Source organism: Ruminococcus sp. AF17-22AC, assembly GCF_003460065.1.
Lineage (GTDB): Bacteria > Bacillota > Clostridia > Lachnospirales > Lachnospiraceae > Blautia_A.
Genome location: NZ_QRXT01000001.1, coordinates 368,770 through 382,411 on the forward strand (window position 1 = coordinate 368,770; position 13,642 = coordinate 382,411).

Here is a 13,642-nt window from a genome sequence, read left to right on the forward strand (position 1 = left end):
GTAATTGCCAATGAACAATTTTGACTATCATCTGCTCGCCAATTTTCAGGATTTTTTTATCCGACACAGAGGAGTGTATATTTATCTGATCATCATAAATCTTGTTACGTTCGCTGTGTTTGGAATTGATAAGTTTAATGCGATACATCATCGTTCAAGAATACGGGTTTCTACACTTTTCAGACTTTCTCTGATCGGCGGCTCCATCGGCGGACTGGCTGCCATGTACCTGTTTCGCCATAAAACACAAAAGCTTAATTTTACATTGGGTATCCCCCTCATCCTTTTTGTACAGATAATTATATTGTTTTTTGCAGCAAACACCGGATGGTAGATCTGACCTTATTGCATCTGGCAAATTGTTCCTTTATGTGATAAAATAAAGCAAAAACAACGAGGGAGGATTAATGATGACCTATACAGAAAAAAAGCGTTCCATGTTTCTTGGCTTACCATGGACTTTTACCTCTTATACCGTTACAGATGAGATCATAACAATAAACAACGGATTATTGAGAAAAGAGGAGAATGACTGTTACCTTTATAAAGTAATTGATGTACGTCTGGAGAGTACTCTGCTGGAGCGTATGCTGGGACTCGGAACCATTCATTGCTTTACAGGCGATGTTACAGACCCGGATCTCAAACTGTGCCATATCAAACATTCCAAAGAAATCAAGGACTTTATCCTGAAACAGTCCGAGGAAGAGCGGATGAAAAGAAAAACATTAAACATGCAGCATCTGGACGGCAATCCAGCCATGAGCCAAATGGCAGAGACCGACAGCTGCAGATAAAATCTCACTCAAAAGGGCAGGTCTGCTACAGGTCTGTCCTTTTTGCTTACAATTGATTGCTTTTTATCTGCTGAGAAATATTTTCGAAAACCGTCAGATACTTACCAACGGGTATATAGCAAATAAAAGATACATAAATTTTATAAAATCATAAAGGATAATCATCAAATATGATTTCACTCACCCTTTGTATGATCGTAAAAAATGAAGAAGCTGTGCTGGAAAGGATATTAAACCCTGTTTCGGAGATTGTGGATGAAATTCTGATTGCAGATACCGGTTCTTCGGACAGAACGAAAGAGATTGCCGGACAATATACCTCTCAGGTATTTGATTTTCCCTGGTGTGATGATTTTTCTGCTGCAAGGAATTTTCTTGTAGAAAAAGTACGCACGGATTACTGGATGTGGCTGGATGCGGACGATGTTATGGATGAAAAGAATCTGGAGAAACTTAAACTGCTGAAAGCATCCCTTGATAAAAAAGTCGATGTAGTGATGATGGAATATGCTGCTTGTTTTGACAGCACTGGAAAGGTGACATTCTCTTACTACAGGGAAAGAATTCTTAAAACTTCAGAAAATTTCCGGTGGAGCGGAAAAGTTCATGAGGCGATAACGCCAACGGGGAACATTTTTTATTCAGATATAAAAATCCAACATCGAAAATGCACTCAGAGAGATCCGGATAGGAATCTTCGAATTTATCAAAAAATGCTGGCTGAGGAGGAAAAGCTGGAACCACGACACCAATTGTATTATGGACGAGAATTGTTTTATCATCAAAAGTATCAGGAAACCGCAGATGTACTCGAAGCTTTTCTGGAAGAGCCGGGTACATGGATTGAGAATCGCATAGATGCCTGTATGATTCTCGGACAGTGTTATAACAAACTAAAAAAAAACGATGCTGCACTCGAAGCTTTTCTGTACAGTCTGACGCTGGATATTCCCAGAGCTGAAATCTGCTGCGAGATTGGAAAAATCTTTCTGGAAAGAAAGTGGTACAGACAGGCCGCTTACTGGTACGGTCAGGCACTTACCGCTCCTTCTGAAAAAAAGAAGGGTGGTTTTTTTATGGCAGAATGTCATGGCTTTGTACCATATATGCAGCTTTGTGTCTGCTATGACAGAATGGGATGTCATGAGCAGGCTTTCTTTTTTCACAAAAAAGCAAGCAAAGAAAAACCGGATGATCCGGGAGTAAAATATAATACGAATTATTTCAGAGAAAAGTATGGATTGGAATGATAAAAAAATTATAGCATTCCTGCTGTAAGCAGTAACAATAGCATTATCCTGTGTGCACAGTTAGATTCTGTTGCTCATATACTGTATGGAAAGTTATTTGCAGTATGAGGTGAATATAGTATGTTGTTGAGACGCCGCAAACAGAATGAGCTGGAGATGCAGCAGGACAGACATGATGATGTATCCTGTACATCGTGTTTTGGAAATAACAATCACTGCGAATGTAACAGAGGCTGTCCGGGGCCGACAGGACCAAGAGGATGCCCGGGAGTACCTGGTCCTATAGGCCCACAGGGACCGCAGGGCGAACCTGGAATTCAGGGATATACCGGTGCTACTGGACCTACCGGTGCTACCGGACCTGCCGGAGAGCAGGGAGCTACTGGTTCAACTGGAGCAACCGGGGCTACTGGACCTGCCGGAGAGCAGGGAGCTACTGGTTCAACCGGCGCTACGGGGGCTACTGGAGCTACGGGGGCTACCGGACCTGCTGGAATAGTGACACCGGCAACTGCCGTGGGGGATGCCAACAATCTGGACGACATTGTAGAGGACTTTAATGCACTGCTTGCAAATCTAAGAGATGCCGGCATACTTGAACGTTGATTTTCCTTTATCTGTCACACTAATTATTGCTTGAATTCCCCATGCAAACCATATATAATAGGAATACTGTGAAGAAATATCATTATGTCGCGGGATACTACTTGTGAACAGTGGCAGATATCTCTTCATGTAACCTGTTATATATGAACCTTTGAAAGGAAAAATATGAGAAAACTAGCATTACGCGATGAAATACTCCTGCAGATCGACAAGGCCGCCCGTTACATCGGCGGTGAAGTCAATGCAGTTATGAAAAACAAAGAGGACGTGGATATCCGGTTTGCGATGGCATTCCCGGATGTCTATGAAATCGGTATGTCAAACCTCGGCATGATGATTTTATATGATATGTTTAACAAAAGAGACGACGTATGGTGCGAGCGTCTTTTTTCTCCGTGGACAGATCTTGACAAAATCATGAGAGAAGAACATATTCCTCTGTTCACTCTGGAATCTCAGGACCCGGTAAAAGATTTTGATTTTCTCGGCATTACTCTCGGATATGAGATGTGTTATACAAATGTCCTTCAGCTTCTGGATCTCAGCGGAATCGCACTTTTGTCAGCTGACCGCGAAGAAAATGATCCCGTCATAATCGGTGGTGGTGCCTGTGCATACAATCCGGAACCTCTGGCAGAATTCTTTGACCTCTTTTATATTGGAGAAGGCGAAACCGTTTATGATGCGCTTTTTGATGCATATAAAGCAAACAAAAAAGCCGGTGGCAGCAGATCGGATTTTCTTCTGAAAGCTGCACAGATTCCTGGAATCTACGTGCCATCACTTTATGAAGTCACCTATAAAGAAGACGGTACGATCGAATCTTTTCATCCGACATGCGAAGGTGTACCGGAAAAAGTAGAAAAACAGCTGATCATTGACATGGATAAGGATTACAACAATCTGGAGGCTCCGGTCGTTCCTCATATCAAGGCAACACAGGACCGTGTCACTCTGGAGATTCAGAGAGGATGTATCCGTGGATGCCGTTTCTGCCAGGCAGGTATGATCTACCGTCCAACAAGAGAGCGTGATGTGGAAAAACTGAAAAAAGCTGCAAGAACCATGCTTCAGAAAACAGGACACGAGGAAATTTCCTTAAGTTCTCTAAGTTCCAGTGATTACAGTCATCTGAAAGAAATCGTAAATTTTCTGATTGATGAATTCCGTGATGAGGCAGTCAATATTTCCCTGCCGTCACTCCGAATTGATGCATTTGCACTGGATGTCATGAGTAAGGTACAGGATGTCAAAAAAAGCAGTCTTACTTTTGCACCGGAAGCAGGTTCCCAGAGGCTTCGTAACGTTATCAACAAAGGACTTACGGAAGAAGATATCCTTCACGGTGCCGGAGAAGCCTTCAAAGGCGGATGGAATCAGGTAAAACTTTATTTTATGCTCGGTCTTCCTACAGAAACAGAAGATGATATGAAGGGGATTGCACATCTTGCTCAGAAGATTGCAGAAACTTACTACGAAACCGTTCCAAAGGAACAGCGCAAAGGGAAAGTCCAGATCAATGTCAGTACCTCATTCTTTGTACCGAAGCCTTTCACTCCATTCCAGTGGGCTCCTATGTTCCGTGAAGAAGATTTCATCGAAAAGGCAAAAATTGTCAAAAATGAAATCCGCTCTCAGTTAAATCAGAGAAGCATACGCTACAACTGGCACGAGCCGGACGTTACTGTACTCGAAGGTTTTCTCGCAAGAGGTGACAGACGCTGCTCCAAAGTTATTCTTAAAGCATACGAAAAGGGTGCTCTTTACGATGCCTGGTCCGAAAGTTTCCACTACGATATCTGGAAAGAAGCTTTCAAAGAGACAGGTGTTGACATCGAATTTTATACACTGCGTGAACGCAGCACAGATGAAATCCTTCCATGGGACTTCATTGATGCAGGTGTGACCAAAAAATTCCTGATTCGTGAATGGGAGCAGGCCAAAGCAGAAACTGTAACGCCAAACTGTCGCCAGAAATGTTCCGGCTGTGGTGTTCTCAAATACAAAGGAGGTGTGTGCTGTGAAAGTAAGAATTAAATTTGCCAAAACCGGACATATGAAATTCGTCGGTCATCTGGACACCATGCGTTATTTCCAGAAAGCAATTCGCAGAGCAGAGCTTCCAGTCGCGTTTTCAGGTGGATACAGCCCACATATGATCATGTCCTTTGCAGCACCACTCGGTGTAGGAACTACCAGTCTCGGAGAATATTTTGATATGGAACTGACAGACACTGTTCCGACAAAGGAAATCGAGGAACGACTGAATGCTGTCATGGCAGACGGTGTTTCCGTATGTTCTGCCCGTCAGGTAGAAGACGGCAAAGCAAGCACCGCCATGGCCCTGGTAGCAGCAGCAGACTATTTTGTACAGTTTCGTGATGGAAAAGAACCTGCTGCATCCTGGAGAGAGAAACTGGACGGATTTCTTGCCCAGAAAGAGATCATCGTGACCAAGAAAACAAAGCGCAGTGAAAAGACCATAGATATCCGTCCATATATTTATGAGATGCGTCTCGATGGCGAAGGTATTTTCATGCAGCTCGCTTCCGCAAGTTCCAACTACACCAAACCGGAACTTGTCATGGATACATTCCTTCGATGGATGGGCGAGGAGCCGCTTCCGTTCGCATATATGATCGAACGCCGCGAAATCTATGCCAACAAAGGCGATGAAGAACATCTGAAACTTGTTTCTATGGAAGCATTAGGTGAGAAAGTTGAATAAGCTTGTAATTACAGAAATGTATCTTCGCGAAGTTCTGTGTACTGTCTGCGCAGTTGTAAAAGATCAGAAAGTCATTGAACTTCGTCTGGAACCTTCCGGAAAGAAAAATATCTTAAATAATATTTACGTAGGACAGGTAGAAAAAATTGCAACCAACATTCAGGCAGCATTTGTCCGCCTGAATGATTCTGTCAATGGTTATCTGCCACTGAACCAATGTGAACATGCCATATTCGCAGACGGTCACAGGGAAGGACAGCCGCTTCGTCCCGGTGACCAGATTCTGGTACAAATAAACCGGGATGCCATGAAGGGCAAACTCCCGGCGCTTACCGCCAATCTGAATTTTTCCGGCAAATTTCTGGTTCTTACCACAGGCAATCGCAAAATCGGAATTTCCAACAAACTTTCCAAAGAGGAAAGCAGCAAATTGAGTAAATGGCTAGATGATGAAAGAAATATTCCTGACCGTGGATATGGACTTATCGCCCGCACAAATGCCGCCGATGCTTCCAAAGAAGAATTTTTTCATGAACTGGATATGCTTAAGAAACAGTACGAAAAGGTTGCCGTATATGGAAGAAACCGCACCTGTTTCAGCCTTCTGTATGAGTCCGAGCCTTTTTATCTTTCTGCTGTGCGCGACATTTACGGCAGAGATCTGGATGAGATTGTTACAGATATTTCGGAAATGCACACAAAAATTTCTGATTATCTGAATGAATTTCAGCCTGAAAAACTGGCAATACTTAATTTGTATCAGGACAAACTCCTTCCATTATATAAGCTGCATAGTCTGGAAAGCGCCATCGATGAAATCTGCCATGAAAAAATATGGCTGAAGAGTGGAGGTTTTCTCGTGATCCAACAGACAGAAGCATTTGTATCCATTGATGTCAACAGTGGCAAATACACCGGTAAGAAAAAAGCAGAAGAGACCTACCGCAAAATCAACCTCGAGGCAGCAGCAGAAATTGCCAGACAACTTCGCCTTCGGAACCTTTCCGGCATCATCCTGATTGATTTTATCAACATGCAGAATACCGACCACCAGGACGAACTTTTCCATGTTTTACAAAAACATCTGCGTAAGGACCCCGTCAAATGCACAGCAGTTGATATAACCCCACTTCATATCCTCGAGATGACCCGCCAGAAAGTCCGCCGCCCCGTAATCGAAGACATCCACAGCCTTTCAACCATTTAGCTTCATTTTAGCGTCCAATCTTTTGAACAACTAACACTTTCTCCATATTTAATCTTCTTCCCCATACCCGCCATTCGCTTTTCAGCGGTGGCCAAAAAGGGGGAGCGCGAGGGGGAGATTCGGCCGTTCGCAACTCCGAGATCCTCCCCCTCGCAATCTCTTTTCCATTTTTTCATTCTTTTTTACAAAAAAAGAAAAATCTCTCTTGACGCATTCCAAATCCCATGCTATTATATAGCAGATGCCGCACAGAGAGGTTTAAGCGCATGAGATTTTATCATAAATCCTCATCCACCATATCTGGCGAGTAAAGATTATAGGAGGTGCCACAGATGTACGCAATTATTGCAACAGGTGGTAAACAGTACAAAGTTGCCGAGGGCGACGTAATCAGAGTTGAAAAGCTCGGTGTTGAAGCTGGTGAAACCGTTACTTTTGATAACGTTCTTGCAGTTAGCAACGAAGGTTTAAAAGTTGGAGCTGATGTAGCTAATGCCAGTGTTACCGCTTCTGTAGTTGAAAACGGAAAAGCTAAAAAAGTTATCGTTTACAAATACAAAAGAAAAACTGGATATCACAAGAAAAACGGTCACAGACAGCAGTTTACAAAAGTTAAAATCGAAAAGATCAACGCTTAATCTGGTGTTTGCATGATTACAGTGACAGTCAGCAAGAAAAATAATTCCTATATCAGTTTTGTTTCTGAAGGACATGCCGATTATGCAGAAGAAGGGCAGGACATTATATGTGCCGCTGTTTCCGCTCTGGTAATCAATACCGTCAATTCTCTGGAACAGCTGACTAAGGATTCCATTAAAGCAAAAGAAAAGGACGGTTTTGTTTCTTTTACTTTTACAGCTCCGATTTCGGAGGGTGGAACACTTTTGATGAATTCATTACTTCTTGGTCTGACAGAAATTGAACATAGTTATTCAAAACGTTATTTAAAAGTAAAAGTCAGGGAGGTGTAACGACATGATGAAAATGAACCTTCAGTTATTCGCACATAAAAAAGGTGTTGGTTCTACAAAGAACGGCCGTGACTCCGAATCCAAGAGATTAGGTGCCAAAAGAGCAGACGGACAGTTTGTTAAAGCTGGAAACATCCTTTACAGACAGCGTGGAACCAAGATTCATGCAGGTGAGAACGTAGGCTGTGGTAAAGATTATACATTATTTGCACTGACAGATGGTGTAGTAAGATTCACCAGAAAAGGACGCGATAAGAAACAGGTTTCTATCGTTCCGGTAGAGGCAGAATAATCAAGTTCAGCGTGAGGCTTCAAATCGTTCAGGTTTGGAGCCTTTCTTTGAATCCAAAAATAATAAGGAGCGACATATGTTTGCAGACAGAGCAAAAATTATCATCCGTTCAGGAAAAGGCGGAGACGGACATGTAAGCTTTCGCCGGGAGCTTTATGTACCCAATGGCGGTCCTGACGGCGGCGACGGCGGACGCGGCGGCGATGTGATCTTCGAAGTAGATGAAGGCCAGAACACACTCGGCGAATACCGTCATAAACACAAATTCAAAGCACAGGATGGACAGGAAGGCGGCAAGAAACGCTGCCACGGTGCAGACGGAGATGATATCATCCTGAAAGTACCTGAAGGAACTGTCATTATGGAAGCACAGTCCCGCAAGGTTATTGCCGATATGTCCGGTGAAAACCGTCGCCAGATTGTCTTAAAAGGCGGACGTGGTGGTAAAGGAAACCAGCATTATGCAACTCCTACCATGCAGGTTCCGAAATATGCACAGCCAGGACAGCCTGCGCAGGAGCTTGAAGTGCTTCTTGAGTTAAAGGTAATTGCAGACGTAGGTCTTGTAGGTTTTCCAAATGTCGGAAAATCCACATTCCTGTCCCGTGTTACCAACGCCCAGCCCAAAATTGCCAATTATCACTTTACAACATTAAGCCCGAATCTTGGTGTTGTTGACACCGCAAACGGCGGTTTTGTTATCGCAGATATCCCGGGACTGATTGAAGGAGCTTCTGAGGGAGTCGGTCTGGGACATGAATTTCTTCGTCATATCGAACGTACCAGAGTGCTGGTACACATTGTAGATGCAGCATCTACCGAAGGCCGTGATCCGATTGATGATATTTACAAGATCAATCACGAACTCGAAGCATACAATCCGGAAATCGCAGCCAGACCTCAGCTTATTGCCGCTAATAAAGTGGACTGTATTTTTGACGGCGATGATGAAAACCCAATAGAGAAATTAAGAGCAGAATTTGAACCAAAAGGAATCAAAGTCTACCCGATCTCTGCAGTAACCGGACAGGGCATCAAAGAACTTCTCTTTGCGATCAAAGAGCTTCTTCAGAGTGTTCCTGCCGAGCGTATCGTATTCGAACAGGAATTCTTCCCTGAAGACGAATTGTTTACAGAGAACCTTCCATTTACAGTCGAAAGGCTTCCTGAAGATCCTGAAATTTTTGTTGTGGAAGGTCCGAAGATTGAAAAAATGCTTGGCTATACCAATCTGGACTCCGAAAAAGGTTTTGCTTTCTTTCAGCGTTTCCTCAAAGAAGGCGGTATTCTTGAAGAACTCGAAAAAGCAGGAATCGAAGAAGGCAATACTGTCCGCATGTACGGTTTTGACTTTGATTATTACAAATAACAGAAAGGTCGTAAAAATATGACAAGTAAACAGAGAGCATATCTGAAAAGCCTTGCGATGAAGATGGATCCGATCATGCAGCTCGGAAAGGGCAGTGTGACACCGGAAAATACCGCTTCCGTTGACGAAGCTCTTGCAGCCCGTGAACTGATCAAGATCAGCGTTCTCCAGAACTGTCTGGACGATCCTCGCCAGATGGCAGAAGTCCTTGCAGAAAGAACACATTCTGAAGTTGTTCAGGTAATCGGAAGAAAAATCGTTCTTTACCGCGAAGGTAAAAAAGACAAAAAGAAAATCATTCTTCCATAAACCGGCATATATTGTCCAAAATATATTCAGGAAGGAAGTAAAACCAGCATGGATACCAGACGAAAAAAAATCGGGATCATGGGCGGAACTTTTGATCCGATCCATATAGGCCATCTGATTCTGGGAGAAAAAACATATGAACAGCTTGGGCTGGATAAAATATGGTTTATGCCCGCTGGCAATCCGCCTCATAAACGTAACCGCGCCGGCCGTGCAACCGATGAGCAGAGAGTTGCCATGGTAGAGCGGGCGATTACCGGAAATCCCCATTTTGAGCTTTCTCTGATTGAGATGCATGACCATGGTTTATCTTACACGTATCACACACTTGAGAATCTCAGAAAGCAGAACCCTGATACCGATTACTACTTTATCATCGGTGCAGATTCCCTATACAGTTTCACCACCTGGATGAAGCCCGAGAGAATCTGTGCTGCATGTACGATCGTAGTTGCCACGAGAGACCATACACCCGTAAAAGAGCTGTCTGAAGAAATGGAACGTCTGACACAGCTTTATCATGGTCATTTTGTACGGCTGGACACCATGAATATTGATATTTCCAGTCAGCTGCTGCGCCAATGGCATCAGGAGGGCAAAAGCCTTCGTTATTATGTACCAGACGCAGTTGCCGACTATATCAATGAACACCATATTTATCATATTACGGAAGGAGCATCCGAAACGAATGGCTGATTACGATTTTATAAAAATGCAGAAAAAACTTTCCAAATATCTCGATGAAGATCGTTTTGAGCATACGCTCGGTGTTATGTTTACCTGTGCCTCGCTGGCAATGGTCCACGGATATGACCTCAAAGATGCCCAGGCTGCAGGGCTGCTCCATGACAGCGCAAAATGCATTCCAAATAAAAAGAAACTAAAAATGTGTGCAGAACACAATATCCCGGTTACTCCATTTGAAAAGGAACATCCTTTTCTTCTTCATGCCAAACTCGGAGCTTATATTGCACGTGCAAAATACGGAATCACTGATGAAGAAATTCTTTCTTCCATCACATTCCATACTACCGGTAAGCCAGAGATGAGTACCCTCGAAAAGATTGTTTATATTGCAGATTATATTGAACCGGCGAGAAATAAAGCACCGAACCTGACTGAAGTCCGTAAGCTTGCTTTCGAGGATCTGAATGAATGTATGTATGCAATTCTCCGGGATACCCTGACTTATCTTGACAAAAATCCGGATGATGTCGATTCTGCAACAAAAGATGCATTCGCCTATTATGACACCTTACATAAGGAACGGCAGGAGAGCAGATAACATCTGATTTTCTGTCTGACCGGAAAGGATGAGATAACTATGAATAAAGAACAGGAAATGGTACGTATCGCCTGCAAGGCGATCGATGACAAAAAAGCAATTGATATCAAAGTAATCGACATTCACGAAGTATCTGTAATTGCTGATTATTTCATTATCGCAAGCGGAAACAACCTGAATCAGGTACAGGCAATCGTCGATAATGTAGAAGAACAGCTCGGAAGAGCCGGTTATGAGCCCAAACAGGTAGAAGGAACCCGTGGTTCCAACTGGATCCTGATGGATTACGGCGATGTGATCATCCATGTTTTCGATGAAGAAAACCGCCTTTTCTATGATCTGGAACGAATCTGGAGAGATGGAAAAGAACTGGATAGTGCTGATTTTTTAAAATAAGTTTACAATAATAAAATTATGTAAATCAAATCAACAAAAAAGACATGCCCGCAGAGTCATACAAAGACTTACGGACATGTCTTTTGATTTTTCATATGCAAATTTCAGCAGTATGATCTGCTGATTACTGATAAAGGCGGAACACACCAAATACCTTTCCAAGTATCTGAATATCACCATGTACCAGAATCGGATCCATAGAATCATTTTCCGGCTGAAGACGATAATAGCCATCCTCTTTATAAAAAGTCTTCACTGTAGCAGAATCTTCTACCAGCGCTACGACAATATCTCCGTTAGATGCCGAAGCCTGCTGCTTTACCAGCACCTGATCACCATCAAAGATTCCTGCATTTACCATACTTTCTCCCTTAACTTTCAGCATGAAGCTCTGTGCATTCGGCATGTATTCTGCCGGCACCGGGAAATAACCTTCGATATTCTCTACTGCCAGAATCGGCTGGCCGGCCGCAACCGTACCTACAAGCGGCACATTGACAACCTCTCTGCGTACTAAATTAAAATTATCATCGATGATCTCGATTGCTCTGGGCTTTGTGGCATCTCTGCGGATATATCCATTCTTTTCCAGTGCTTCCAGATGTGAATGAACTGAAGAAGTGGATTTCAGATTAACCGCCTCACAGATCTCACGTACTGCCGGTGGAAATCCACGGTTCAGAATTTCGTTTTTTATATAATCAAGAATTTCCTGCTGTTTTTTACTGATTCGACCGTATGACATAGGTTCACCTCCAAGAAATATGAACATTATTTTTTAAAAAAAGTATAACATACCCTTTCAGAAATAGCAAACAGATATTCGGAAAATATGTTCGTTTTCCATATATATTTGTTTTCTGCCTTAATTATTTTGCCTTTTTCTTGTCAGATACCCCACAAAATGTTACAATACTTGTATTGTCTTTTTATATGATTTTTAATGAGAATTAGAAAATAAAGGAGGCATTTTTTTGCCTGTTAATAATAAACAAAACGGATCCGGTTCCGGCATCCTCAAAAAACTTAAAAACTTATTCGGCATGAATATCGGAACCATGCTGTTTGGCGTATTGTTTATTTATATGCTGTTCAGTATGATTCTTTATCTGACTTCCTCAAACATCGAATCCTATCTGGTAATTGCAGGACCACTTTCCCGAAACGAAACGTATACCGGTCTTGCTATACGTGAGGAGACCGTTCACAAAGCGGAGACCGGCGGTTATGTTAATTATTATGCCCGTGAAGGTTCCAAGATCAATGCAAACGGTGTAGTATACGGCATCAGCAGTTCCAAAAAAACAGAAGGCACGACAGAATTAAGTAATGAAGAACTTTCCAGCATCCGAAGCCAGCTCCAGAGCTTTTCAAAAGGCTTCAATGCCAGCAAATTTAACACTACCTACAGTTTTAAGTACAATCTGGAAGGCAGCATTCTTCAGTATGCCGGTGTTACCGGAGGAACTTCTTCATCAGATTCTTCCGATTCCACATCCAGTGTGGTTTCTTATGGTAATCAGACCTTAAGTAAAGCAGAGCAGGACGGCATCGTTCTTTACTCTATGGACGGATATGAGAACAAGTCTGTATCCTCACTGAGCACTGAAGATTTCGACCAGAATGCGTACCATGAAACAGACTTAAAGACGCAGAATTCAGTGTCAGCCGGTGACAGCTTGTATACACTGATCTCTAATGAAAACTGGAGTCTTATGATTCCGCTCAGTGCCAAACAGGCCGCAAAACTTGCCGACCGCAGTACTGTGCGTGTAAAATTTCTGAAAGACGATATGACACAGACCGGCGATTTCAGCATTGTCGAAATTGACGGTTCCAAATACGGTAAGATTGATTTTAACAAAGGTTTAATCCGTTATGCAGCAGATCGTTTTCTGGAAATAGAGCTGGTTACCAATACTGTGACCGGTCTTAAGATTCCACTTTCCTCCATTGTGACCAAGGAATTTTATCTGATTCCTTCCAAATATTCAACAAAAAACGAAGACAGTCAGGATATCGGTTTCATGGTGCAGGGCAAAGACAATAACGACAGTCTTTCCTTTGTCAAGGCTTCCATCTATGCCAGCATTGAGGAAGACACTGCTGATAATGCGGACAAACCTGAAGACCAGAAATCATATATTTATTATGTAGATAAGAAGTCATTTGCCGAGGGTGATGTAATCGTCAGCCAGAAGGACCAGAGTAAATACGTTGTAAGTGATGTAGGTGTACTCGAAGGTGTTTATTGCATTAATCAGGGATATGCGGTATTCCGCCGGATTGAAATCCTTGATCAGAACGAAGAATATGCCATTGCATCCAAATCCACCTCATACGGTCTTTCCCGTTATGACCATATCGTCCGAAATGCAGACAAAGTAAATGAAGAAGAGATTTTATACTAGATATATACGAATCAGGAGGCT

The 13,642-nt window shown here is 42.7% G+C and carries 17 protein-coding genes; 16 read left to right on the forward strand and 1 reads right to left on the reverse strand.

Going from position 1 to position 13,642, the window contains the following annotated elements; genetic code table 11:
- The first annotated feature begins 10 nt into the window (after positions 1-10).
- The 15 genes from DWW86_RS01920 to rsfS all read left to right on the forward strand — a co-directional run bounded on the left by DWW86_RS01920 (position 11) and on the right by rsfS (position 11,210).
- Complete coding sequence (locus tag DWW86_RS01920; RefSeq protein WP_072521156.1) at positions 11-334, forward strand: DUF1294 domain-containing protein; 324 nt, start codon at positions 11-13, stop codon at positions 332-334.
- 73 nt (positions 335-407) lie between these two features.
- Positions 408-797, forward strand: coding sequence for a PH domain-containing protein (locus DWW86_RS01925; protein ID WP_353652662.1), 390 nt, complete (start codon positions 408-410; stop codon positions 795-797).
- Between the two features lie 170 nt (positions 798-967).
- Complete coding sequence (locus tag DWW86_RS01930) at positions 968-2,047, forward strand: tetratricopeptide repeat-containing glycosyltransferase (RefSeq protein ID WP_072521154.1); 1,080 nt, start codon at positions 968-970, stop codon at positions 2,045-2,047.
- Between the two features lie 120 nt (positions 2,048-2,167).
- Entirely contained in the window at positions 2,168-2,653 is a 486-nt protein-coding gene (locus DWW86_RS01935) for a collagen-like protein (protein WP_117942113.1), read from the forward strand.
- Positions 2,654-2,818: 165 nt separating this feature from the next.
- On the forward strand, positions 2,819-4,690 hold the full coding sequence (locus DWW86_RS01940) for a TIGR03960 family B12-binding radical SAM protein (protein ID WP_117942114.1): 1,872 nt from the start codon (positions 2,819-2,821) through the stop codon (positions 4,688-4,690).
- Complete coding sequence (locus tag DWW86_RS01945) at positions 4,674-5,381, forward strand: TIGR03936 family radical SAM-associated protein (RefSeq protein ID WP_072521151.1); 708 nt, start codon at positions 4,674-4,676, stop codon at positions 5,379-5,381. Before DWW86_RS01940 ends, DWW86_RS01945 begins: the two co-directional genes overlap by 17 nt.
- A complete protein-coding gene (locus tag DWW86_RS01950) occupies positions 5,365-6,588 on the forward strand; it encodes a ribonuclease E/G (protein ID WP_072521150.1) in 1,224 nt (407 codons plus the stop codon). Before DWW86_RS01945 ends, DWW86_RS01950 begins: the two co-directional genes overlap by 17 nt.
- Positions 6,589-6,920: 332 nt before the next feature.
- Complete coding sequence (rplU, locus tag DWW86_RS01955) at positions 6,921-7,226, forward strand: 50S ribosomal protein L21 (protein ID WP_005422792.1); 306 nt, start codon at positions 6,921-6,923, stop codon at positions 7,224-7,226.
- Between the two features lie 12 nt (positions 7,227-7,238).
- On the forward strand, positions 7,239-7,559 hold the full coding sequence (locus tag DWW86_RS01960; protein ID WP_072521148.1) for a ribosomal-processing cysteine protease Prp: 321 nt from the start codon (positions 7,239-7,241) through the stop codon (positions 7,557-7,559).
- A 4-nt stretch (positions 7,560-7,563) separates the two neighbouring features.
- Complete coding sequence (gene rpmA / locus DWW86_RS01965; RefSeq protein WP_015542711.1) at positions 7,564-7,851, forward strand: 50S ribosomal protein L27; 288 nt, start codon at positions 7,564-7,566, stop codon at positions 7,849-7,851.
- Positions 7,852-7,927: 76 nt separating this feature from the next.
- Positions 7,928-9,220, forward strand: coding sequence for a GTPase ObgE (gene obgE, locus DWW86_RS01970; protein ID WP_117942115.1), 1,293 nt, complete (start codon positions 7,928-7,930; stop codon positions 9,218-9,220).
- 18 nt (positions 9,221-9,238) lie between these two features.
- Positions 9,239-9,529 carry a ribosome assembly RNA-binding protein YhbY gene (yhbY, locus tag DWW86_RS01975; protein WP_015542713.1) on the forward strand — a complete coding sequence of 97 codons (291 nt, stop codon included), beginning with the start codon at positions 9,239-9,241 and terminating at the stop codon, positions 9,527-9,529.
- Between the two features lie 48 nt (positions 9,530-9,577).
- A complete protein-coding gene (gene nadD, locus DWW86_RS01980) occupies positions 9,578-10,225 on the forward strand; it encodes a nicotinate-nucleotide adenylyltransferase (protein WP_072521146.1) in 648 nt (215 codons plus the stop codon).
- Complete coding sequence (yqeK, locus tag DWW86_RS01985; RefSeq protein ID WP_072521145.1) at positions 10,218-10,814, forward strand: bis(5'-nucleosyl)-tetraphosphatase (symmetrical) YqeK; 597 nt, start codon at positions 10,218-10,220, stop codon at positions 10,812-10,814. Before nadD ends, yqeK begins: the two co-directional genes overlap by 8 nt.
- A gap of 39 nt (positions 10,815-10,853) precedes the next feature.
- A complete protein-coding gene (gene rsfS, locus DWW86_RS01990) occupies positions 10,854-11,210 on the forward strand; it encodes a ribosome silencing factor (RefSeq protein ID WP_072521144.1) in 357 nt (118 codons plus the stop codon).
- Positions 11,211-11,334: 124 nt separating this feature from the next.
- On the opposite strand, the gene lexA is transcribed toward rsfS, so the two are convergent.
- Positions 11,335-11,955: a transcriptional repressor LexA gene (gene lexA / locus DWW86_RS01995; RefSeq protein ID WP_072521143.1), complete on the reverse strand. Its 621-nt coding sequence runs from the start codon at positions 11,953-11,955 to the stop codon at positions 11,335-11,337.
- Between the two features lie 229 nt (positions 11,956-12,184).
- On the opposite strand from lexA, the gene DWW86_RS02000 reads away from it, so the two are divergent.
- A complete protein-coding gene (locus DWW86_RS02000) occupies positions 12,185-13,621 on the forward strand; it encodes a biotin/lipoyl attachment domain-containing protein (RefSeq protein WP_072521142.1) in 1,437 nt (478 codons plus the stop codon).
- Positions 13,622-13,642: the final 21 nt, after the last annotated feature.